The organism is Paraburkholderia sp. FW306-2-2C-D06C (assembly GCF_058781505.1).
Genome location: NZ_JBYSWU010000002.1, coordinates 95,692 through 117,527 on the forward strand (window position 1 = coordinate 95,692; position 21,836 = coordinate 117,527).

A 21,836-nucleotide genomic window follows, 5' to 3' on the forward strand; every position below is an offset into this window, starting at 1 on the left:
CACCGCGAGGCCATCGCGCCTCGGCTTGCATCGAGGACATTTTGCAACAGCGGAGTCACCGCTGTGCCCACCTCGGTCATAAGAAGAAATGTACCGCAGAGTGTGATTGTCCACCCTAATGCGAACTTGCGCAGGCGCTCGAAGAACTGAAGAAGATCAGCAAGCCGACTACTACCAGCAAGGAGATCGCCCAAGTCGCAACGATTTCGGCGAACGGCGAGGAATCGATCGGGCAGCGCACCGCCGAGGCTATCGACCGTGTCGGAAAGGAAGGCGTGATCACGGCGGAAGACGGCAAGCCGCCGGCCGGCCAGGCCGGTGGTCCCGGCGCAGGCGGGCCAGGCCTGGATTTCTAGAAACCGACCTACAGGCCCAACGCCAGGCGGATCACGCACGCCGACATGTCTTCAACGGCATGCCGGCGTGCGCCGCTTATTCGTCATCGCAGTCATAGCGCGCCACGTGCTTTGGTTGTGAGCTTTTATTGGTTCGCTTGCGCTCGTGCGTTGATTACATTGAGCGGTCATAAAGAAACAGTTTCAAGGACCATTCGATGACATTCTCCCGGGGCGCAGCACTGAAGCCATTCCTTCAAAAACCGCGCCGGCTGCTGGCCAGACCGGCCGTTTTTCTCGCGGCGGCAGCGGCCGTTATTGTCGTCCTGGCGTCGCACGCAGCGCAAGCTGCCCCGCCCGCCGAACTGAAACTCGACTACGCGTACTACTCGCCGGAAAGCCTGGTCATCAAGCGCAACGGCTGGCTCGAACAGGAACTCGCGCCGGATCATACGCAGGTCAAATGGGTGCTGAGTCTCGGCAGCAATCGCGCGCTCGAATATCTGAACAGCGGCGCCATCGATATCGGCTCGACGGCAGGCCTCGCTGCCGTACTCGGCAAGGCGAACGGCAATCCGATTCGCGCCGTCTATATTTTTTCGCGGCCTGAATGGACCGCGCTGGTCGTGCGAAAAGATTCGCCGATCAAGTCTCTCGCCGACCTGAAAGGCAAAAAGATCGCGGCAACCAAGGGCACCGACCCTTTCCTCTTCACATTGCGCGCGCTGCATACCGCCGGCCTGTCGCGCGACGACGTCGAGATCGTCAACCTGCAACACCCGGACGGACGCGTCGCGCTGGCAAACGGTCAGGTGGACGCATGGGCCGGTCTGGATCCGCATATGGCTGCCGCGCAGATCGACGATGGCGCCCGTCTGCTTTACCGGAACGTCGACTTCAACACGTGGGGTTTCCTGAATGCGCGGGAAGACTTCATCAGTGCGCATCCCGATACGCTGACGCATGTGCTGAAGGTGTACGAGAAGGCTAGGCTGTGGATCGCCGCCCATCCTGACGAGACGGCGAAAATCATCGCCGAGGAATCGAAGCTGTCGCTGCCGGTCGCCAGACTGCAACTGAGCCGCAACGATTTCAGTCAACCGCGGCCAGGCGAACGGCAACTGGCTGCACTGAAAGCCGCCGCACCGATCCTCGTGCAGGAGCAGTTGGTCAAACCCGGCACCGATCTGAACACGGCGATCGACGCATTGATCGACGTGAAGGCGGCCCAGCCGGTCATCGCGGCGAACAGCGGCAAGTAACGACAAATGAGCCGCGCATTCCGTCAGCTCAGCATGGCCGCCGACGATTCGCTCAAGCTTCACAACCGCGACTCGGCTGAACCGGTTCGCCGCGCCCCGGCGCGGCCGCGCGATCCGCTAAAGCGCTGGCGCATCGCCGGTCTGGCTTTGCCGTTCGGGTTTCTCGCCCTCATCGAAGTGCTGGTCCGCCTGTCGATCTTGCCGGAACATCTGGTGCCGGCGCCGAGTTCCATCGCGAGGACACTCTGGGAGCTGGGCGGCGCCCGCCTCGGCCGTCACATCGGGGCAAGCTGCGCGCGCGTCTTTGCCGGTTTCGGTCTCGGCGCCGCACTCGCGCTCCTGCTCGGCGCGGCGATGGGTTTGAGCCGGCGTCTCGATGCGCTGCTCGACCCAGCTTTTCAGGCGCTGCGCGCGATTCCGTCGCTTGCGTGGGTGCCGATTCTCCTGCTGTGGATGGGTATCGACGAAGCACCGAAAATCACGCTGATCGCGATCGGCGCGTTCTTTCCGGTGCAGCTCAGCGTCGTGGCGGGGATTCGCGACGTCGACAGAAAGCTGATCGAACTCGGTGACGTCAATCGCCTGAATCAGCGTGCGCTTTTCACGCGCATCCTGTTGCCCGCCTCGCTTCCACAGATCTTCACCGGATTGCGCACGGGCTTGAGTCTCGCGTGGATGTTCATGGTGGCGGCGGAACTCATCGCGGCCACCCGCGGACTCGGTTACCTGCTCAGCGATGGGCGTGAGACCGGACGTCCCGACCTCGTGTTCGGCGCGATCCTGTTGCTCGCTTTGCTGGGCAAACTCAGCGACGGCATTCTCAAAGCGATCGAGATACATACGCTGTCGTGGCGCGACACGGCAACCGATCAACTTTCTTCGCGGAGCGTGCGCTGATGCCCCCAGTTCCAGCGCCTCTGCTCGACGTCCGTGCAGTCAGCAAGGGTTACGACGGGCGCACCGTGCTCGAACGTGTGACGTTCGCGATCGGACGCGGCGAAATCGTGAGCCTTGTCGGCCCGAGCGGCTGCGGCAAGAGCACGCTGCTGCGCGCGATCGCGGGTCTCGATCGCGACTTCGGTGGCGAGATCCTGCTCGACGGCGTGCCGCAGCGCGGTCCGTCGGCGAGGCTCGGCGTGATCTTCCAGGAGCCTCGCCTGCTGCCGTGGCTGAAGGTTGGCGACAACGTCGCGTTTTCCGCCGGCCCCCGGCGGGGCAGCGATCCGCGTGTGGCGGAATTGCTCGGCGAAGTGGGGCTGGCCGGCCTACGCGACGCATTGCCCAAGCAGCTATCCGGCGGTATGGCGCAGCGTGTCGCACTGGCGCGCGGACTATTCCCGAAGCCCGATCTGCTGCTGCTCGACGAACCGTTCAGCGCCGTCGATGCGATGACCCGGACGCGGCTGCAGGACCTGTTGCTATCGCTCACGCAGGCGCACGGCAGCGCGGCACTGCTCGTCACGCATGATCTGGACGAGGCGCTTTATCTGTCCGATCGCGTGCTGTTGCTCGCGCCGTCCGGCAAGACCGGCGCGGGCCGCCTCGCGCGGGACATCGGGATTGCCGCGCCACGGCCGCGCGACCGGCGCGACGGAACGCTCACGCGCGTGCGGGACGAATTGCTGGACGGCATCGGCGTGTCGCTACCGTCTGTTCAATGAGAAATATCCAGGTCCGCGGATCGCCCGCGCTGTCCCGTATCGGTTGAGGACTCGAACGTGATGAACTGCGCCGACGTCCACACCTTGCTGTCATCCCGCTGCCGCCCGAACAGATACACGGGCCGGAAACCGAACGGCGCGTTCAGCGGTGCAATCTCCAGCGTGCCCGACAGATCCTGCGGCAACGGCCTGGCGGTCAGGCGCTCCGCGGCGACGAACAGTTCCGTCCCCCCCAGTTCATGTCTTGCAGTCCCCTGCGCGAGCAGCTCCGCGCCGCTGATCTCCCAGCGAAACGTCGGCGCATGCGCGAACGGATTGCCCTGTAGCGGATCGCCAACTTTCACGAAACTGTCGATAGTCCCTTCGATCACGATCCGCGCGTTCGCCAGATTGCCGACGTCGATTTCGACGCTGTCGGCATCGCCATACGTATCGCTGCGGAATTCGATGTCGGTCGTGCCGGTGCGCCAGGCGGCTTCCTCGATGTGCTCGAAGCCCGCCGAGCCGAAGTTGTGGATCGTCCCGTTGAGAATGCGGACCCGGCCGCGCCATGATGCCCATCGGTAGCGGTCGCGAATACGCGCGCCGCCCCAGCGGATACGGATCAGCCGATCCGAATAACCCAGTTCTTCATGCAGGTCGCGCTCCCAGATCAGGCCCGAGTGGTCGAACGCCGCAACGTATTCCCAGCCGGCGCGCCCGAGCAGACGGTAGTCGAGCGTAGCCGGGCCGCGATGCGCAAATGCATCGCCCTGCCGGTGTTCGCCGCAGCGAACCAGCGCGGCGCTATGCTCGCCGGTGGTCGCCCATGTGTGGCGTGCCCGCAGCGCGCGGCCCACCGCTTTCCGGTCGAGCGTGTCGGACAGCACGCCGGTCAGGCCGCCGTGCACGCCGAACACCTGCACGCCGGGCGCGCCGCCGCCCGGCCTGCCGCGATGTTCGTCGCCGCTCGCCGCGACGCCCAACTGGTAGCCTCGCGCAATCACGTCGCGGTAAAGCCAGTCGAAGTGTCCCCACGTCGACGCGATTTCGACCAGCCGTTCCAGTTCCGGATGATGCCAGTCGGGAATGTAGCGTCGTCCGCCCACATGCGGCATCACGAGGTGCTGTTCGGCATCGTCGACATAAGCGTCCCACAGTTCCTCGACCGGCCAGCGGCCCAGTTCGACCGCGGAGCCCTTCATGTCCTCGTTCCACACCAGCGTGCGGTTATGTTCGCCGCGTGCGTTATAGGGGAAGCCCGGCGGCTCGTCGCCAAGAAAGACGACGTTGTGATCGCCGCCGGCCGTCGAACTGCCGCACCATTCCTGAACCGGGTAGACGACGAAGCGTCCCGCCTCGTTGAATGCTTCGACCGTGTCGACGCCGAGCTGCCAGTTCGCATCCGTGATCTGGAAGTCGTTCGCGGTGTAACCGAGCACGTCGATACCGCCGATGTCGCGAGCGTACGCCGCGTTGTAGGCCGGGCTGTTCGTGCCGACCGTATCGTGAGCGTGAACGTGCAGGTCGGCGTACAGCGAGCGGGCAACCGGCAAACGCGGGTCGATGGTCAGCAAGACTTCGGCCGCGCGCACGCCGTGCAGCGCAGGCGCAGTGGCCACGATGCGCAGCGTGCCTTCGGTGGACGTCGGCAGGTCATCCAGCGCGCAGGTAGCCCAGCCCTCTTCTGGCAGCCGCAGTTCGCGGCGATGGACCAGCTGATCGCGATCGTCATAGGCGCACACTTCGATCGCCCCACCGGCATCGCGGCATGCATTGCCCCAGCGGTCCTGCAACGAGACGCGAAACGTCGCCGGTTCTGACGGCCGCACGAACCGCGGACCGTTCAGCAGCACCTGCGACGGCGCGCCCGCATGAATATCGATCACGACATCGCCGGGCACCGCCACGAAGCGCGACGTACCGAGCGGGTCGACATAGAACCTGAAGCGGAACTGATCCTCGACGAAGGTCTGCACGCGGGTGCCAGGTCCGCGGCGCCGGTCGCCAAGCCGGATGACGATGTGGTCGCCCGCGTTCAGATAGCCGTCCGCGACGTCGACGATCACCGCTTTCTGGAACGGCCGCTCATGTCCCTTCTGGTCGAAGCGCACGTTCAGCGCCTGAACCGTCGCCGGACTCTGGCCCGGCGCGAGCGGCGCCGCATGATATTCCGCGCTGATGAAGTTCGCGGCGCCCGGGTCGCTCGTCTGGAACAACGCCCAGTCGGAATAGAACTTGAAGGTCGCCTTGAGCCACGCGCCGTCCGCAATGCCGGATGCGCCGACTTCGTAGTCGAGCACGATCTCGCTCCAGCTGCCCGCCTCCAGACGCGTCACGTTGCAGCTCACACGCCCGGCGAACGGCAGGGCCTTGTGACGCTCATACAATCCGGCCGGTGCGACGTGCGTCCCCAGTCGCTCGCGCAACGCGGCGCCCTTCGCTTCGATTCCCTGTGCGCGGTCATTCATCGCCATGCTTTCCTGAAAGTGAAATTCGTGAGATCCGGTATGCGGCAGTACGCCGGTCAGTGCGTGAACGGCCACGGCGCGGCTGGATTCCAGACCGGCACGCCTAGCCACGCATACCAGGGCGCCATCACGCAGATACCGTAGACAATCGCGATCAGCACCGACACCACACCGACCTTCGCGTAATCCGCCGTCGTGAACGCGCCGCTGCTGTAGGCGATGACGCCCGCGGTGATTTGCGTCGGCAGCAAATAAGCAAAGCTGTCGGTGTCGCTGATCAGCAGCGTGAACGCGACCGGATGCAGACCAAGCCGCGGCGCCAAAGCCAATGCGACTGGCGCGATCATCGTCACGGCAGCGACGTTCGACAGCATGCCGATCCGGATCACGTGCGTACCGACCATCACGATCGCCAGCACGGCCCACCAGACATCACCATGCGCGACCGCGTAGATATGATCCGCTGCCCACTGCGCGAGCCCCGAACCGCTGATCGCCGCCGACAGCGACAACGCGCCGCCCAGCAGAAACAGCGTGCCCCAGATGGTCCGCTCCTGGACCTCTTTCCAGCCGAAGCGCAGCACGCCCGGCGCGAACATCAGCGCGAGTCCGATCAACGCGACGATTTCCGACGGCAAGCCGTGCAGCGATTCGGTTGCCCACATCAATGCGACAAACGCGAACACGGCGAGCGCCGCGTAGTCGTGCCCGCCTGCGGGCGGCAGCTTGCGCCTTTCGGCGACGATCGCCTGACGGCCGCCGGGAATCGCGACCGCACGCGATTTGAAATAGTGCTGCACCCAGAACTGGGTCAGCACGAACATGCCGAGATACGGCCATTGCAGCTTGAACCACGTGAAATACGACAGCCGCAGCCCAAGCTGTTTCTCCAGCAGACCGGACACGACCATGTTCGGCAGATGCGCGGTGAGAATGCACATGCCGCTGATCATCGAGCCATAGACGAGCGTCTGGATCACGATCGCCTTCTTCGCCTCACGTTCGCGCGCGCTGCCGCCGAACAGGCCGACGATGCCGTTGGTCACCGGCAACAGTGTGGCGGCGCGCGCGTTGGCGGCCGGCACGACGAGCGACATCACGAAGTTGACCCCGAACATCGCCCAGATCACACCGTTCGCGGTGCGTGCCTTGAAGCGCTCGAGCAGCAGCAGCGCGATGCGGCGATCGAGACCGGCGGCCTGCATGATCGCGGAGAACAGGAACGCGACGAGGCAAAGAAACACCACCGGCGCGGCAAACCCGCTCGCGGCCTTTGGAAACGGCGTGACCGCATGCGACAGCACCAGCAGCATCGGCACGAGAATGCCGCTCACGCCGACCGGAATCGCCTCGACGACCCACACGATCGCCACCCATGCGACGACCGCCAGCGTTGCCTTGCCCTGCGAGGTCAGGCCCTGTGGTGTCGGCAGCCACCATGCAATCGCGAAGAAGCACAGCCACGCGGCGATGAATCCCACGCGGGCTTTCAACGGCGTCCGCGGGATGCGCCTCGCGTCCGATGCGCGCGGCTCCCGCGAATCCGCAGCGGTGCCGAAAGAGGCAGGCCAGCCTTCCCTTTCCAGCGGCGGATTGCCTGCTGTTTCGTTCGTCACTTCCCAACTCCCCATCGTTCGGCTCTAATGCGACGGTCGCTTGCCGCCCTGGAGTTGGCATAATACGTATTAATACAAGTTATCGATCTAACAGGATTTCACATCGATATCGTGATTTGTGGGAAAGGAACGGTCGGCCGCCGTGGCTGCCGTCCCGGACACACCGCCTTGAGGACGCACTACCCCTATGACACTGGTTCGCGAACACATCACATCGCTGTATGAACAGATCGCCGGCACGTTGCGCGGCGAGATCGAGCGCGGCCGTTATGAGCCTTCAGGGAAACTGCCGTCGGAGGCCGAGTTGAGCGAGCGCTTTTCGGTGAGCCGCGTGACCGTGCGCCTCGCGATCGGCAAGCTCGCCGACGAAAAGCTGGTGGAGCGCAAACAGGGCAAAGGAACCTTTGCAACCGGCAAGCGCCTCCAGCATCGGCTCGACGTATTGCGCGGCTTTTACGATTCGCTCGCGCGCCAGGGCGCCGCCCCGCATATGGAGTTGCGGCGGATGGAAGAATGCAGCGTGCCGCCGGGCCTGCAGGACGTGTTCGGCGCGGATGTCGAAACGTGTGTGTATCTGGAGAGGTTGCATTCCGTCGACGGCGAGCCGGTCGCGCTGGCGCAAACCTGCCTGTTGCCGGAAGCACGGGCTATCTCACACGAGCAGGCCGCCGGCATGCCGTCTTACGAGATGCTTGACGCGCTGCTGCGGTGGCAGATCGAGCGCGCCGATATGTCGATCACTGCGGTCGCCGCATCCGCCGAAACCGCACGCGTGCTGGGCGTATCGAAACATGCGCCGCTGATGGTGATGAAGCGGACGTCGTATCTCACCGACGGGCGCGCGTGTGAATCGACGGTTTTCCACATTCGTCCGGAGCGCTACGAATTCATCGTCAGCAGCGCGATGAACGCGACGCTCACCTATGGTGCCCGCTAGAACCAACGGGCGCCGCAGGGACAAACGGAAGATCATTGCAGCGGGTTCAGAATTTTGGCAAGCCCGGCGGGTTGCTTTCGGCACGGTTCAGCGCCTCAGCCTGAATCCCCCAGCGCGCGAGCGAGCGCGTGTAAGTACCATTGGCTATCACGCCATTGGTCGCCAGCGTCAGCCCATCGACGAGTCCGCTGCCTTTGCGTGTTGCGATCGCAACGTCCGCTCTCGCGGGCCAGCCCGCATTCACGGTTCCCACCTGGCGAATCGCGCCGGTTCGCGCGGCGTCGTAGGCAAGCGGCGCATTGGGATCGAACTCGACGTCCGCACGACCGGAGAGCAGCGCAACGCGGCTTGCCGCGTCGTCGTCGAAATACTGGACCTCGACGGGCTTGAGACCTTTCGCGACGTTCTGCCGGTTCCATTCGAGGATGATCTTTTCCTGAATCGTCCCCGAACCGGTGATCACGCGCAGGCCCGCAATGTCTTTCGGCTCCGCGATGCTGCGTATCGGGCTGGCGGAGCGCACATAGAAACCGTGCAAACCCTGACGGTACGTGGTGAAGTCGAACTTCTCCTTGCGCTGTTCCGTTACGCCGACGTTCGAGATGACTGCGTCGTATTTCCCCGAACTCAAACCCAATGGCCAGTCGACCCATGCAATAGGCACGATGTCGAGCTTGAGCCCCAACGAGTCGGCGATCAGTTGCGCATAGTCCGCATCCGAACCGATGACGGTTCGCGCATCCGTCGCATAGGTTGCAGTGGGCGGGCCATGCGGCGAGATGGCGACCGTCAAGCATCCTTCCCTGACGAAGCGGTAGCGATTCGCGATCGCCGCAATCGCCTGCTCGTTTTTCCCGGTACGAATGCGTCCCGGCTGCTGCGGACTGAGATCGACGCTGGCCTGCGCGGCATGGGCACCACCACTGATCGTCGCCAGCCCGGCCGTGATGCCGGTAATAATGAATGTTCGCCTGTTGATCATTGCGTTGCGAAGATGGAGTTGTCAGAGCACGCGCGACAGAAATTCGCGCGTGCGGGAATGTTGGGGTGCGTTCAGCACGTTCGCCGGCGGACCGACTTCGATCACCCGGCCGCGATCCATGAATACGATGGTGTCGGCCACTTCCCGCGCAAAGCCGATCTCATGCGTGACGATCACCATCGTGGTACCCGAGCGCGCAAGCTCCTTAATGACGTCGAGCACTTCATTCACCAGCTCGGGATCGAGAGCGGATGTCGGTTCGTCGAACAGCAGCACCTTCGGCCTCAACGCCAATGCGCGAGCAATCGCGACCCGCTGCTGCTGGCCGCCCGACAATTGCCGCGGCCACGCATCCGCCTTATTCGCCAGCCCGACGCGCGCAAGCAGACCACGCGCAAGCTGCTCCGCTTCCTTGCGTGGCAGCCGGCCAAGCGCGACGGGCGCCTCGACGATGTTCTGCAGCACGCTCAGATGCGGGAAAAGATTGAAATTCTGAAACACCATGCCGACATCCACGCGACGCCGTAGCACGTCCTTCTCCTTCAGTTCGTACAGCGTCATCTCTTCACGGCGATATCCGATCAGTTCACCGTCGATATCGATAAAGCCGTCGTCGACCCGTTCGAGGTGATTGATCGTGCGCAACAACGTCGACTTGCCGGAGCCGGATTGACCGAGGATCACGGTCACACTGCCGGGGCGCATGGTGAGCGAGACGTTGTCGAGCACCTTTAGTGTGCCGAAACTCTTCGACACCTTCTGGATGACGACCTCGCCGCCTTTGCGCTGATCGGCCCACAGATTCGCATCGCTGTCGACCGTCGACTCAGCCGGCGCGGCGGCGAATCGAGGATCGCCGGACGATGCGATTTCATCCCGGCGCCAGAGCCGACGCCGCACAAACCCGGGAAGCGCTTTGACGAAATCGTCGAATACGGTCGGCGTAATGCTGCGCGTGGCCCCGCGCGAGAAATGGCGTTCGACATACACCTGGATCGCTGAAAGCACCGTGAGAATGATCAGATACCACACGGTCGCCACCATCAGCAGCGGGATGACCTCAAGATTGCGCCGGTAGATGATCTGCACCGTATAGAACAGTTCGGGCATGGCCAGCACGTAGACCATTGCGGAACCCTTCGCCAGTGCGATGAGATCGTTGAACGCGGTCGGCACAATGGCCCGCATTGCCTGCGGCAGCACGATGCGCCGCGCCTGACGAAGCCGCGGCAGTCCCAGCGCAGCGGCTGCTTCGAGCTGCCCCTGATCGACGGACAGAATGCCGCCTCGAATCACTTCCGCCGAAAAGGCGGCGTGATGGAGCGTCAGACCGAGAACGGCCGCGCAGAAAGGACTGATGACTTCGGTGGTCGGCCAGTTGGCAAACGTGATGCCGGTAAAGGGAATGCCGATGCTGACGGTTTCGTACAGATAGCCGAGGTTGTTCAGGATCAACAGCAGCACGATGAGCGGAATCGAGCGGAACAACCACACGAAGACCCACGCGCTGCCTGCCAGAAGCGGGGAACGCGAGCCCCTTGCCAGCGCGATAAGCATGCCGAGCGCGAAGCCGATCGACGCGCCGAGCGCCGTCAGCAGCAGTGTCCTTCCAAGCCCCGACAGCACCGGTTCCGACAGAAACCATTCGGCAAAAACGCCCCAGCCCCAGCGCGGGTTGGCCAGCACGGAGTCGAGCACGAGCGCGATCAGGATCGCCGCGACGACAGCGCCGGCCGTACGCGCGCGATGCTTCGCGGGCACGACGTGATATCGGCTTCGATCCCGTTGCAATTCTCCTTGCCCGGAACCCGGCGCCTGTACGGCGATTTCAGCGGTTTCGTTCATCGTTCGCACCGTGTCCGTTTCGTGTCTGTTTCATATGCGCTTTGTGTCCGCTTTGTGCCCGCTTTGTGCCCGCTTTGTGTCCGTTTATGCAGGCTCGGCGAGCGTGTAACGGCTTTCCTTGCGTGGCAGGCCAAGATGGTCGCGCAGCGTCGCACCCGTGAGCTTCGTCTCGTAACGGCCGCGCAGCAGCAACTCAGGAATCACGTAGCGGACAAAATCGTCGAGGCCCTGGGCCTGCACCGCGAAGCCAAGAATGAATCCGTCGGCGGCACCTGCGTCTATCCAGCGAATGATTTCATCGGCCACGTGTTCCGCCGTACCGAGGAAATGTGTCTTCGGCGTCGCGACTTCGAGCGCGACCTCGCGCAAGGTTTGCCCCTTGTTGCGCGCATTGGCCTTGATGCGATCGGTCGTCGAGCGGAAGCTGTTCCTGCCGATATCGCCGAGTTCAGGGAACGGGGCATCGAGCGGGTACTGCGTAAAGTCGTGATGGTCGAAAAAGCGGCCCAGATAGGCGAGCGCTTCATCGATATTGAGCAGATCGCGAATTGCCCGGTACTTTGCTTCGGCTTCCTCATGCGTGGCGCCGACAATCGGACCGATACCGGGGAAGATCTTTACGTCATCGCGGCTGCGCCCATGCGCCTCGGCGCTGTCCTTGACATGCTGTGCGAACACCTGGGTCTCTTCGACCGATACCGAATGCGTGAACACCGCATCGGCGTATTTGCCAGCCAATGCTATGCCCGCTTCCGACGAACCAGCCTGGAATATCACCGGCTGCCCTTGCGGCGAACGCTGGATGTTCAGCGGCCCCGCTACCTGAAAGAACTTGCCCTGGTGGTTCAGCGCATGCAGCTTGTCGCGATCGAAAAACACGCCACGCTCGCGGTCGCGCACGAATGCATTGTCATCCCAGCTGTCCCACAGCCCTTGTGTCACGCTCAGATACTCGTCCGCAATTTCATAGCGCAACGCGTGTTCCGGATGCGATCCACCGTAGTTCTTCGCGGTGCCTTCGAGCGGCGTCGTGACGACGTTCCAACCGGCGCGGCCGCCGCTGATCAGATCGAGCGATGCGAACTGACGTGCGACTGTGAACGGGTCGCTATACGACGTTGAAACCGTACCCGCCAGACCGATCTTCGACGTAACGGTAGCGAGCGCCGACAGGATCGAAATGGGCTCGAAGCGGTTCAGGAAATGCGGGATCGATTTCTCGTTGATATAGAGACCGTCCGCGACGAATGCGAACGCAATGCCGTTGACTTCCGCTTTTTGCGCCGTCCTGATCATGAAATCCAGATTGACGCTGGCATCCGCTGGGCCGGCGGGATGTTTCCAGGCATTCATGTGGCTGCCGGCACCTTGCAGCATGATGCCGAATGGGATGTGCTTCTTGCTCATGATGTCGTTCGCCAGACAGAAGAAAAATTGAAGCGGGCTAGGCATTTGCGCTCGCGAGAAAACCGCCCGGCGCGCTCACTACTGCTCGGTTGCCGCGAATTACGCTGATGCGGTACGCCGAAGGCTGATGCGTCCTGATGCGTGCATACGGCGCGTCACGACTTCGGCAAACCCGGCGGATTGGTCGCCGCCCGCCCGATCGCCTCGGACTCGAGATGCCAGCGCGCGAGCACCGCACGATACTGTCCGTTCTGGATGAGGTCGTTCAGCGCGATGGTGAGCGGATCGGCAAGACCGCTGCCCCTGCGGGACGTCACTGCAACCTCCGCCGTGCGCGGCCAGCCGCCGCTCAACGTGCCGACCTGGCGCGTCTTGCCTCGCCTCGCTGCATCGTAGGCAAGCGTCGCGTTGACGCTGAAGATTGCGTCCGCCCGTCCCGACTGCAGCGCGACGGACCTCACCGCATCGTCGTCGTAGTACTGCACGGAAACGGGCTTGAGTCCATGCGCGACATTCTGCCGGTCCCACTCCAGCAGAATCTTTTCCTGATTGGTCCCGGCGTCGGTGATGATCCGCAGACCGGCGACGTCCTTCGGCTCCGTGATTTGCCTGATCGGACTGTCGGTTCTCACATAGAAGCCGAGCTGATCCTGCCGGTAGGTCGAGAAGTCGAACTTCGCCTTGCGCTCTTCCGTCACCGTGACGTTGGAAATCACCACGTCGACCTTGCCCGACGCAAGCGCCAGCGGCCAGTCCGGCCACGCGAGAATCACGACGTCGAGATGCTTGCCGAGACTGTCCGCTATCAGTTGCGCGAGATCCGGGTCGAATCCGACTACCGTCTTCGCATCGCTCGCATAGGTGCTGATCGGCGGATGACCAACGACGATGCCCACCGTCAACGCATTCTTCCCGACGAAGGCGAAGTTCGAAGGTATGGCCTTGATGGCGGCCGGGTCCTGCGTGCCGCGAATCCGGCTCTGTTGCGCCGGGCTCAGATCGAACCCCGGCACCGCGGCGAGGGCTGGAGCGATGCCGGCCGTCAAGCCGGTCACGCCCGCCAATACAAGCGCTGCAAGATGCGCGCGCAATCTCATCGTCATTTGCTCCATGGGAAATGCAGGTGGGTTTATCGGCTTGCGAGGTCGGCTTCGTTGGCACGAAGATCGTCGAGGGTATCGATACGGACAGGATCGAGGAGATCCTTGCCGTAGCGCAGATGAACATGCACCTCAGGCGGCAACGATGTGTCGAACAGGCTGGCGTAGCCGGCATTCGCGTACAACGCCCACGCTTCGGGTTGCCGGAAGCCTGTCGTCAGATAAACGCGGGTGTAGCCCTGGGCGAGCGCGCGCTGTTCGAGTTCATGCACGACGCGGCGCGCGAGACCCTGGCGGCGCACATCGTCGCGCGTCCAGACACGCTTGAGTTCGGCGGTGCGCGCGTCGTAGCGCTTGAATGCACCGCCCCCGATCGCCTCGCCGTCCCGCACCAGCAGAATGAATGCGCCCTCGGGCGGCGCAAATGCCTCGGCCGGATAACGCGCGATTTCCTGCGCGGCCGACTCGCCGTTATCCTGGTGAAACGACGCATAGCGTGTGGCGTACTCACGCTGTAACGCGCTCAACAAAGGTCCGGCGAGCGGATCGAGCGGAGTGGTATCGACAACACTAAAACTCATGATGATCGACCGGCTTACCGGCTTGTCTTCGGGAGTTCATACGATAGCGCGCAGTCGTTCGGCGACTAAACAAGCAATTGGTATATGAATATGGCGCCCCCATGGAGAATGGTTTTCGATGTCTGTTCGACTGCTCGCGCATCCGTTTCCGTTATCGGCGCATCGCATGCGTCAATGGAACGTCATCACCGCGCAAGCGCAGCGGAGAACGACGCATCATCCTCGGCAAGATGAAACAGACAATCGCCTCTTCGGACCAGCGCGGGCACCCGTTTGCAGACCACTTCACCGTCGCTGTCGAAATGGCGGATCACGGGTTCGCGCCATGGCGTATCGGGAAAATGAATTCGCGCAGCGGGTTGCCCCTGACTCGCGCGCTCACCCAGTTCGACAAGCGGCTCATATACGCCGCTGTCGTAGGCATAGACGTAGTGGCGCGCGCCGGCAACCCGTCTGAAACGCGTGCTCGCAGGTGGCGATTCCGGCACGAGTGACCCATGCAGCAGGCCGACGTGGCCGAGAAAATGCAGCAGCCCTTGTCGCGCCTCACGAATCAACGCGGGGTTGACCGTTCCCGCACCGCCCAGTTCAGTCGTGATGGATAGCGCGCCTTGACGACGCGCCGCTGCCGCCGCGTGCACAGGATTCTCGCGATGAATGAAGGCGCTCGGCAAGCCGAATGCATTCAGCAAATCGACCAGCCGCGCTTTCTCGGCTTCGTCGCGCGGCTCGATCGCGAGCATGTTGCTGCCGTGATAAAGCAGCGAACTGCCGCCCGAATGCAGATCGATCAGATAGTCGGCACGCGCGAGCAGTTCGTGCTCGATGTAGTGCGCGATGATTTGCGTGGGCGACCCTCGCGGGTCGCCGGGAAACGCGCGGTTGAGGTTGCCGTCGTCTATCGGAGACGTCCGTAGCCCCTGTTCCACCGCGGGCGCATTGGCGGCCGGCAGCACGATGATTTGCCCTGTTACACGGGCGGGATCGATTTCGCGCGTGAGTTGCGAGGCGAGAATTTGCCCTTCGAATTCGTCGCCGTGATTGCCTGCCATCACGAGCACGACCGGCCCGCTTCCATTTCGTATCGAGACAACGGGTAGTGGCAGCCAGCCGTATGCGGAACGATGCACCGAGTGCGGAAGACGCAGATATCCGCCGTGCCGTCCGGGCGCGTCGAAGTCGATTTCGCTGACGATCGGATTCAGGCGCATATGTCAGGTCCTATGGCAGTGCCGGCAGCTCGAGGTTGAACGGAGTTGCCGATAACCGAATCGAAAAGTCGAAGAGTCTTCGGTTATACGTGACTTGCACGAAAAATAGCGTTACCGGGTACGGCTTCCGAGTGTATCGATGTTGGCTCCACTTAACATCTGTTCGCGTAGCCGCGTTGAGCAAATCTTTTTGTCTTTACTTATTCTTCTTGATTGTTTGACCTTGCCGTTCACGGCGAAATACTATCGCCGTACTAATCAGATATCGGCTCACCAGGCCGCGCGAGCCCGACACATGTCGTACTTCCAGAAATTCCAATGACCGCCTACGCCTTAAGCCTGCTGGACAAGAGCCCTATCGCACAAGGCGAGACACCGACCCAGGCACTGATGCGCAGTGTCGACCTGGCGCGCCACGCCGAAGCGTGGGGATACCGGCGCTATTGGCTGGCTGAGCATCACAACACGAGTCAGCTAGCCTGCCCTTCGCCTGAAATCCTGATCGCTTATATCCTTGCACGCACAAGGCGCATACGTGTAGGTTCGGGCGGCGTGATGCTGCAGCATTACAGTCCGTACAAGATCGCGGAAAATTTCAATCTGCTGACCTCGCTCGCACCCGGGCGTGTCGACCTCGGCATCGGCAAGGCGCCTGGCGGGTTGCCGCTTTCGACGCGCGCGCTGCAATCGACGCACGACCACGCGCACAAACCGGATTTCGCGGCGCTCGCATTCGAGCTGGACCGCTATCTCGCCGGGAATCGCGAACACGGCGCTGTCGGCGGTGAGGAACAGTTCGGTTCCGTTCTGCGGGCGACGCCGCTGCCGCCGTCCCCCGCACGCCCTTTCCTGCTCGGAGCAAGCATCGATAGCGCGGCGCTCGCGGCCCGTCTTGGCTGGGACTTCGTGTACGCGGCTCACATCAACGGCGCGCCGGATGAGGTCGAGCGCGCTTGCGAGCACTATCGCGTGGCATCGAACGGGCGCAAGCCACTGTTGGCCATCTCCGTGATCGCTGCAGAAACCACTGCCGAAGCAGCACGGCTCGCATCGGACACCCAGCGTTTTCGTGTGCAGGTCGGGGATCAACAGCCGGTGACGGTGGGCAGCATGGCCCAGGCCGAAGAATTCGTTCGCCAGGCAGGCGGTGGCGCTCATCGCATCGAGGAGCGTGAGACGCACATCGTGCATGGCACGCCCGACGCTGTCCATGACGCGCTCGGCGAACTGCAACACCGTTATGGCGTCGATGAATTCATCGTCGACAACCCGGTGACGGACGCCGCGCAGCGCCTCGCCTCAGTGCGTTTGCTGGCACGCGGGCTCTTGCACGGCGAAGCGTCGTACGCCGCTGAAGCAACGCGCGACTGAACCGATCCCCGCGACTCAATGATGAAAGACACAGTCCGCATTGCCACTGCCGACGATGCACCGGCACTCTATCAGCTGCTTCAACAGTCGTATGCTCCGCTCGCGCGGCAGGGCATTCACTTCACGATCACTCGCACGCCGTTCGAACAGCTCCGCGAAAAGATTCTGCGCGAGTCGACATTCGTGCTGGAACGCACGCATTCGCCACATGCGCAGACGGAGATCGTCGCAACGCTGACGGTACGATTTCCCTGGCTGACTCACGATGAACGTGCGCCACCGTATCCCTTCATACACTGGTTTGCCGTTTCCGAACGCTACAAGCGGCAGGGCGTGGGCAGCGCATTGCTGGATCACGTCGAAACCGAATTCCTGCGCTCGCAGATCAAGGCGCCCGCCGCCTATCTCGCGACGGCGATCGAGCATCCCTGGCTGAGGAACGTATACGAGCGCCGTGGCTACCAGCCGTTTCGCAACTCCATCAACGCTCTGGGTACGCCGCTCGTCTGGCTAAGCAAGATTCTTATTCCGGATATCTACCGCGATCTACCTGAGGCGAAACGGCCATCTCGCGACGGGCTCCTGGCATCCTGAATCCGTGCATTGCGCAGCGCGGATTTCACTCCATCATTGAACATTCCTGAAGGCATTGATCGATAAATCCCTCATTGCGGGCGTCCGGATCCAACCATCAGGTTTCGCTGCTGCAGGCTGCGCTCGCGATCCTGTTTGCATTCGCGGCACAGCACTCGTCAAGCGCGCAGAATGCGCCTGTCGCTGGCGGTACGCTCAACTGCGGACAGAATTGCGCCTCGACAGTGAGATTTCCGCCCGCCGAACGTTCATTCGATCCACACGCCGTCGAACCTGTGGCCACCCAACGGCGAAAAAGATAGCCCCTTCACGCGCTTCGACACCGGCATGGAAACGATCGAATGGGCGATCGGCGTGAACGGCACCCGCTGTTTGAACAGCACCTGCGCCTGTTGATATAGAGCCGTGCGGAAGGCAGTGTCACTCGTCGCGCGAGCCTTGACGACGAGCGTATTGAAGTCCGCATCACACCATTTCGCGAGGTTGCCGCCATGCACCGCGTCGCACCCGAGCAGTGTGCCGAGCCAGTTGTCCGGATCGCCGTTGTCGCCCGACCATCCATACAGGATCGCATCGTGCTCCCCTCCCGCCTTCGCACGCCGGTTATATTCGCCCCATTCGTAGCTGACGATCGTGGCCCGCACACCAATCTGCGCCCAGTCGTGCTGGATCATCTCGGCCATTAACCGCGCGTTCGGGTTGTAAGGACGTTGCACGGGCATTGCCCACAGCGAGATGCTGAATCCGTCCGGAAAACCGGCTTCTTTGAGCAAGGTTCTGGCCTTCTCGGGACTGAACGGCGCATCCTTCAGCCGGTCGTTGTACGACCATTGCGCGGGCGGCATCGGATTGGTCGCGATGCTCGCCTGTCCGCCATACACCGCGTTGACGATCGCGCGCTTGTCGATCGCCATATCCAGCGCGCGACGTACCGCGAGCCGGTCGAGCGGCGCATGCTGCGTGTTGTACGCAACGAAACCGACGTTGAAGCCGACGCCCGAAAAGATCGTCAACTCCGGATCGCGCCGGACTACGTCGATATCGGCCGGTCTTGGGAACACCGACACCTGGCATTCGTCGCCGGCAAGCTTCTGGACTCGCACGGCCGGGTCGGGCGTGATCGAGAACACCAGGTGAGCGAGCTTGACGTCTTGCGGGCGCCAGTAGTCGGGATTGGCATCGTAGCGGATCACGGCATCTTTCTGATACGAACGCAGCACGAAAGGTCCGGTGCCGACCGGGAGCTGGTTGATGTCGGCCTCACGATGCTCGCGCGCGAGCTGGCTCGCGTATTCGGCCGACAGAACGGAGGCAAAACTCATCGCCAGGTTTCGCACGAAGATCACGTCCGGCGTTCTGAGAACGAAGCGCACGGTATCGTCGTCGAGCCTTTCGATCGATGCGATGTTCCTGTCGAAGCCGAGGTCGCTGAAGTAAGGAAAGTCGGTTGGATACGCCTTGCGGAACGGAAACTCCCGATCGAGCATACGCCGGAACGTGAAGACCACATCGTCCGCGTTGAAGTCGCGGGTCGGCCTGAACCACGCCGTTGTCTGGAACTTCACGCCATGTCTCAGATGGAACGTGTACGTCTTCTCGTCGGCGGAGACGTCCCAGCGGGTCGCAAGCGCGGGCTCGAGGTCGAGCGTACCGCGGTGGAACTGAACAAGGCCGTTGTAAAGCGGATAGGTGCTCGCGTCGAAATCTGTACTGGTCGTGTGCTGTCCTGGATCGAAACCGCCTGGACTGCCTTCGGTGCAGAATACGAGCGTCTTTCCGCTCGATGCGGCACTTGCAACGTCGACGCCACCAAGCGCCAGGCATGCTGCGCTCACGCCAGAAACAAGAGCCGCTCTGCATGCCCTACCCCATGAACTCGATCGAATACTACGGATTCCCTTATGCATGTGAACAGTTGGCGGAATTCGCGTCCGTATGAAGAAACCGGAATCTTCGGTTACGAAGTCCTAATCGATAACCAATTAATTCGACTTTGCTAAGTCCTTCTGACGTCACGCAGATTCGTCGGCCGGAAACGTCTGATGATTAGGTAGGGCGGTCGTTTGCGCAGTACACAACGGGTCGTCGTAGCGCTGTTGCGGGCCTGACCGTGCCGCTCGATGCCGCACCCAGCCGTTGGGCGCTACCCGACATCCGCTAGCGGCATCCCCCTTACTGAATCGCCACCTCCTGTCGCCCGACTGCTGCCAATCCCGCAAATTAGCCCGCAGTAACACCCCTGTTCAAGACAATGGCCGTTGCCGCGCAAGGCTATGCTTTCCCCGTAGTCACGCAGCCTTTGGTTGTCCGCACCACGCGGACATGGCCACCGGCATACCCTTGCCCGCTTGTAAAGGGCGCACACAGGGCTATACGCGCCAGCGCGAGCTTATCCGGGGATAGAAGAGCATTAATCATGGTCATAAAACGAATCTGTGCGGCGTTCCTTGCTGCAGTCCTGATCGCCGCGATCGCGCCGGAATCTCAGGCGCAGTACACCACCGACTGGGTGGCGAACACCTTTGGGACCAACACCACCCGCGTGGGTAGCGTCGCGCGTTCCATGTGGATAGCGCCCGAGGGAGTCATCTATACGGCTTCCATGTGGGACGAAAACGAGGGCGGTGTCGCGATATACCAGAACGGCCAAAGCATGGGGTCCATAGGGGGGCACGGCGAGTTTCAGGGCAGCGCCATTACGGGTAATGCAACTTCCATCTTCGCCGCCTTGCAATACAACACCACTTACGGCAGTGGAGCGGTAGGCCGATATAACCGCGCGAGTCAAACGCGCGACCTTGTCATCCCAGTCAGCGCGACAACGACCTTGCAGCGGGCTGATGTCATCACCGGACTCGCGACATCGGGCTCACTCTTTTATGCGAGCGACCTTCCTGGAAATCGCGTCCGGGTCTACACCACCGCCGGTGTCTGGCAGCAAGATATCAACGTCTCAGGCCCTGGCGCGCTCGCCGTCGACGGCGCCGGCAATATCTGGGTTGCTCAGAAGAGCGCGGGTACGATCCTCGAATTCAATCCGGCCGGCGCGCCACTTAACGCCATCCAGATGTCCGTTGCCTCCCGACCGTCCGCACTGTATTTCGACGCGGCGACGGGGCGTCTCATGATCGGCGACGAGGGGCCTGACATGAACATCAAGATCTACGACGTCTCGCGCACGCCTGTTTTGATCGGCACGTTTGGCATTCAGGGCGGATATCTCGACACCACGGCTGGAATAAAAGGCCAGGTCGGCGACAAGCGGTTCACCCGCGTCGCCGGCATCGGCAAAGACTCCGCCGGCAATCTGTATGTGCTCAACAATCCATGGGGCGGAACCTGGGACCTCGGCCGCGACGGCGGTACGGACATTCATTCCTACGGCCCCTCCGGCAACCTGCAATGGAAGCTTCAGTCCCTCAACTTCGAAGCGATCGGCGCTCCGGATCCAGGTACAGACGGCGCCTGGTTCTACGGAGGCACCAACATCTACACCGGCGCCGCTGGAGGAACCTTCGTCGCGAATACCGTCGATCCGATCGACTATCCGTCCGATCCAAGAATCAACGTCAACGATCCCGGACGCGGTGAGCACTTCGGTCAACTCGCCACCATCGGCGCAAACCGGATTCTCGTGGCGGCCGGCCAGAATCCCGACATCTTCTACCTCTTCCACTTCAACGCTGCGAATGGCTACGTCGCCATACCGGACGCCTCGATTCCAGGCACGGCGTTCAATACGACTGCGAGGATCAGGGATGGATTCTGCCTCGACAGCAAGGGAGACATCTGGGCCGGCCTGGACAAGACGAACGCCATCTGGCACTACCCGCTGGTCAGCTTTGATGCCAACGGCAAGCCAACATGGGGAGCAGGAATTTCAACTCCCATTCCGGGCACGATCACGCCATTAACGCGGATCATCTACCTGCCGGAAAGCGACACCATGATCCTGGCACAGGGCATTGCCGGGAGCACAGACTGGACGGCCATCGGAACGAGGGTCGAGGTATATCACGGCTGGCTCGCAGGCAACACCGCCGCGCCCAATCCGGTGATCAACCTCACCAGCGCCAATCCCAAGTCGATCACGGCAACGGGCAACTATCTCTTCGTCGGATACGTGCACACGGTGCCCAACATCGACGCCTTCAATCTCAACACCGGCAACCTGGACATCACGCTGACCAACAATAGCTCCGGGACCGTCTATGTTGGCTATGACGTGGATTCGATGTACGGCCTTAGATCGTACCGAAGGTCGACCGGAGAGTACGTGGTGACGAAGGACGACTACAACGGCTCCAGCATCGTTGTTTATCATTGGACTCCCTGATCGTCCGGAACCGTGGCTGCGCGCCGACACGCAAACGAGCCGTAAGAGTCTTCACGCGGCTCACACAGATCACGCGCGTTCACACTCGCATGCGCGGGTGAATGCGAAGCTTCACCGCAGTCAGCACGTCGCAATCAGCCATTTGACC

The 21,836-nt window shown here is 62.3% G+C and carries 16 protein-coding genes and 1 pseudogene; 8 read left to right on the forward strand and 9 right to left on the reverse strand.

The window, feature by feature from the left end:
* Positions 1-125 precede the first annotated feature (125 nt).
* The 4 genes and pseudogenes from groEL to AC3WLT_RS02085 form a co-directional block, all read left to right on the forward strand.
* Positions 126-314: pseudogene (gene groEL, locus AC3WLT_RS02070) on the forward strand (chaperonin GroEL); the annotation flags it as partial.
* Between the two features lie 239 nt (positions 315-553).
* Positions 554-1,597, forward strand: a complete 1,044-nt coding sequence (locus AC3WLT_RS02075) for an aliphatic sulfonate ABC transporter substrate-binding protein (RefSeq protein ID WP_492590270.1) — start codon at positions 554-556, stop codon at positions 1,595-1,597.
* Between the two features lie 6 nt (positions 1,598-1,603).
* Complete coding sequence (locus tag AC3WLT_RS02080; RefSeq protein ID WP_492590271.1) at positions 1,604-2,494, forward strand: ABC transporter permease; 891 nt, start codon at positions 1,604-1,606, stop codon at positions 2,492-2,494.
* Positions 2,494-3,258, forward strand: a complete 765-nt coding sequence (locus AC3WLT_RS02085; protein WP_492590272.1) for an ABC transporter ATP-binding protein — start codon at positions 2,494-2,496, stop codon at positions 3,256-3,258. The genes AC3WLT_RS02080 and AC3WLT_RS02085 overlap by 1 nt, the downstream gene beginning before the upstream one ends.
* On the opposite strand, the gene AC3WLT_RS02090 is transcribed toward AC3WLT_RS02085, so the two are convergent.
* Together AC3WLT_RS02090 and AC3WLT_RS02095 are read right to left on the reverse strand one after the other, a co-directional pair.
* Positions 3,252-5,708, reverse strand: a complete 2,457-nt coding sequence (locus tag AC3WLT_RS02090; RefSeq protein WP_492590273.1) for a hypothetical protein — start codon at positions 5,706-5,708, stop codon at positions 3,252-3,254. The two genes, AC3WLT_RS02085 and AC3WLT_RS02090, sit on opposite strands and share 7 nt — an antisense overlap.
* Before the next feature lie 56 nt (positions 5,709-5,764).
* Positions 5,765-7,324 carry an SLC13 family permease gene (locus tag AC3WLT_RS02095; protein ID WP_492590274.1) on the reverse strand — a complete coding sequence of 520 codons (1,560 nt, stop codon included), beginning with the start codon at positions 7,322-7,324 and terminating at the stop codon, positions 5,765-5,767.
* A 187-nt stretch (positions 7,325-7,511) separates the two neighbouring features.
* Here AC3WLT_RS02095 and AC3WLT_RS02100 point away from each other — a divergent pair, with 187 nt between their 5' ends.
* Positions 7,512-8,261, forward strand: a complete 750-nt coding sequence (locus AC3WLT_RS02100; RefSeq protein WP_492590275.1) for a GntR family transcriptional regulator — start codon at positions 7,512-7,514, stop codon at positions 8,259-8,261.
* 46 nt (positions 8,262-8,307) lie between these two features.
* Here the strand turns inward: AC3WLT_RS02100 and AC3WLT_RS02105 are convergent, their stop codons facing one another.
* The 6 genes from AC3WLT_RS02105 to AC3WLT_RS02130 all read right to left on the reverse strand — a co-directional run bounded on the left by AC3WLT_RS02105 (position 8,308) and on the right by AC3WLT_RS02130 (position 15,387).
* Positions 8,308-9,243, reverse strand: a complete 936-nt coding sequence (locus AC3WLT_RS02105; protein ID WP_492590276.1) for an ABC transporter substrate-binding protein — start codon at positions 9,241-9,243, stop codon at positions 8,308-8,310.
* A 21-nt stretch (positions 9,244-9,264) separates the two neighbouring features.
* On the reverse strand, positions 9,265-11,088 hold the full coding sequence (locus tag AC3WLT_RS02110; protein WP_492590277.1) for an amino acid ABC transporter permease/ATP-binding protein: 1,824 nt from the start codon (positions 11,086-11,088) through the stop codon (positions 9,265-9,267).
* A gap of 84 nt (positions 11,089-11,172) precedes the next feature.
* Positions 11,173-12,495, reverse strand: a complete 1,323-nt coding sequence (locus tag AC3WLT_RS02115; RefSeq protein ID WP_492590278.1) for an LLM class flavin-dependent oxidoreductase — start codon at positions 12,493-12,495, stop codon at positions 11,173-11,175.
* 155 nt (positions 12,496-12,650) lie between these two features.
* On the reverse strand, positions 12,651-13,592 hold the full coding sequence (locus tag AC3WLT_RS02120; RefSeq protein ID WP_492590279.1) for an ABC transporter substrate-binding protein: 942 nt from the start codon (positions 13,590-13,592) through the stop codon (positions 12,651-12,653).
* 32 nt (positions 13,593-13,624) lie between these two features.
* Positions 13,625-14,176 (reverse strand): GNAT family N-acetyltransferase, encoded by a 552-nt coding sequence (locus tag AC3WLT_RS02125; protein WP_492590280.1) that lies wholly within the window; start codon positions 14,174-14,176, stop codon positions 13,625-13,627.
* 185 nt (positions 14,177-14,361) lie between these two features.
* Positions 14,362-15,387 (reverse strand): succinylglutamate desuccinylase/aspartoacylase family protein, encoded by a 1,026-nt coding sequence (locus tag AC3WLT_RS02130; RefSeq protein ID WP_492590281.1) that lies wholly within the window; start codon positions 15,385-15,387, stop codon positions 14,362-14,364.
* A gap of 318 nt (positions 15,388-15,705) precedes the next feature.
* Between AC3WLT_RS02130 and AC3WLT_RS02135 the strand changes: the two genes are divergently transcribed.
* A complete protein-coding gene (locus AC3WLT_RS02135) occupies positions 15,706-16,758 on the forward strand; it encodes an MsnO8 family LLM class oxidoreductase (protein WP_492590282.1) in 1,053 nt (350 codons plus the stop codon).
* An 18-nt stretch (positions 16,759-16,776) separates the two neighbouring features.
* Positions 16,777-17,352 carry a GNAT family N-acetyltransferase gene (locus tag AC3WLT_RS02140; protein ID WP_492590283.1) on the forward strand — a complete coding sequence of 192 codons (576 nt, stop codon included), beginning with the start codon at positions 16,777-16,779 and terminating at the stop codon, positions 17,350-17,352.
* 248 nt (positions 17,353-17,600) lie between these two features.
* On the opposite strand, the gene AC3WLT_RS02145 is transcribed toward AC3WLT_RS02140, so the two are convergent.
* The gene (locus tag AC3WLT_RS02145) at positions 17,601-19,259 is read right to left on the reverse strand and encodes an ABC transporter substrate-binding protein (protein ID WP_492590284.1); all 1,659 of its coding nucleotides are present in this window, start codon (positions 19,257-19,259) and stop codon (positions 17,601-17,603) included.
* A 509-nt stretch (positions 19,260-19,768) separates the two neighbouring features.
* Between AC3WLT_RS02145 and AC3WLT_RS02150 the strand changes: the two genes are divergently transcribed.
* Entirely contained in the window at positions 19,769-21,688 is a 1,920-nt protein-coding gene (locus tag AC3WLT_RS02150) for an NHL repeat-containing protein (protein ID WP_492590285.1), read from the forward strand.
* Positions 21,689-21,836 lie beyond the last annotated feature (148 nt).

Excerpts from the sequence above, each read along its gene's own strand:
- AC3WLT_RS02075 (WP_492590270.1), top strand. The coding sequence starts at position 554 with ATGACATTCTCCCGGGGCGCAGCACTGAAGCCATTCCTTCAAAAACCG.
- AC3WLT_RS02080 (WP_492590271.1), top strand. The coding sequence starts at position 1,604 with ATGAGCCGCGCATTCCGTCAGCTCAGCATGGCCGCCGACGATTCGCTC.
- AC3WLT_RS02085 (WP_492590272.1), top strand. The coding sequence starts at position 2,494 with ATGCCCCCAGTTCCAGCGCCTCTGCTCGACGTCCGTGCAGTCAGCAAG.
- AC3WLT_RS02090 (WP_492590273.1), bottom strand. The coding sequence starts at position 5,708 with ATGAATGACCGCGCACAGGGAATCGAAGCGAAGGGCGCCGCGTTGCGC.
- AC3WLT_RS02100 (WP_492590275.1), top strand. The coding sequence starts at position 7,512 with ATGACACTGGTTCGCGAACACATCACATCGCTGTATGAACAGATCGCC.
- AC3WLT_RS02105 (WP_492590276.1), bottom strand. The coding sequence starts at position 9,243 with ATGATCAACAGGCGAACATTCATTATTACCGGCATCACGGCCGGGCTG.
- AC3WLT_RS02110 (WP_492590277.1), bottom strand. The coding sequence starts at position 11,088 with ATGAACGAAACCGCTGAAATCGCCGTACAGGCGCCGGGTTCCGGGCAA.
- AC3WLT_RS02115 (WP_492590278.1), bottom strand. The coding sequence starts at position 12,495 with ATGAGCAAGAAGCACATCCCATTCGGCATCATGCTGCAAGGTGCCGGC.
- AC3WLT_RS02120 (WP_492590279.1), bottom strand. The coding sequence starts at position 13,592 with ATGAGATTGCGCGCGCATCTTGCAGCGCTTGTATTGGCGGGCGTGACC.
- AC3WLT_RS02125 (WP_492590280.1), bottom strand. The coding sequence starts at position 14,176 with ATGAGTTTTAGTGTTGTCGATACCACTCCGCTCGATCCGCTCGCCGGA.
- AC3WLT_RS02130 (WP_492590281.1), bottom strand. The coding sequence starts at position 15,387 with ATGCGCCTGAATCCGATCGTCAGCGAAATCGACTTCGACGCGCCCGGA.
- AC3WLT_RS02135 (WP_492590282.1), top strand. The coding sequence starts at position 15,706 with ATGACCGCCTACGCCTTAAGCCTGCTGGACAAGAGCCCTATCGCACAA.
- AC3WLT_RS02140 (WP_492590283.1), top strand. The coding sequence starts at position 16,777 with ATGATGAAAGACACAGTCCGCATTGCCACTGCCGACGATGCACCGGCA.
- AC3WLT_RS02145 (WP_492590284.1), bottom strand. The coding sequence starts at position 19,259 with ATGCATAAGGGAATCCGTAGTATTCGATCGAGTTCATGGGGTAGGGCA.
- AC3WLT_RS02150 (WP_492590285.1), top strand. The coding sequence starts at position 19,769 with ATGGTCATAAAACGAATCTGTGCGGCGTTCCTTGCTGCAGTCCTGATC.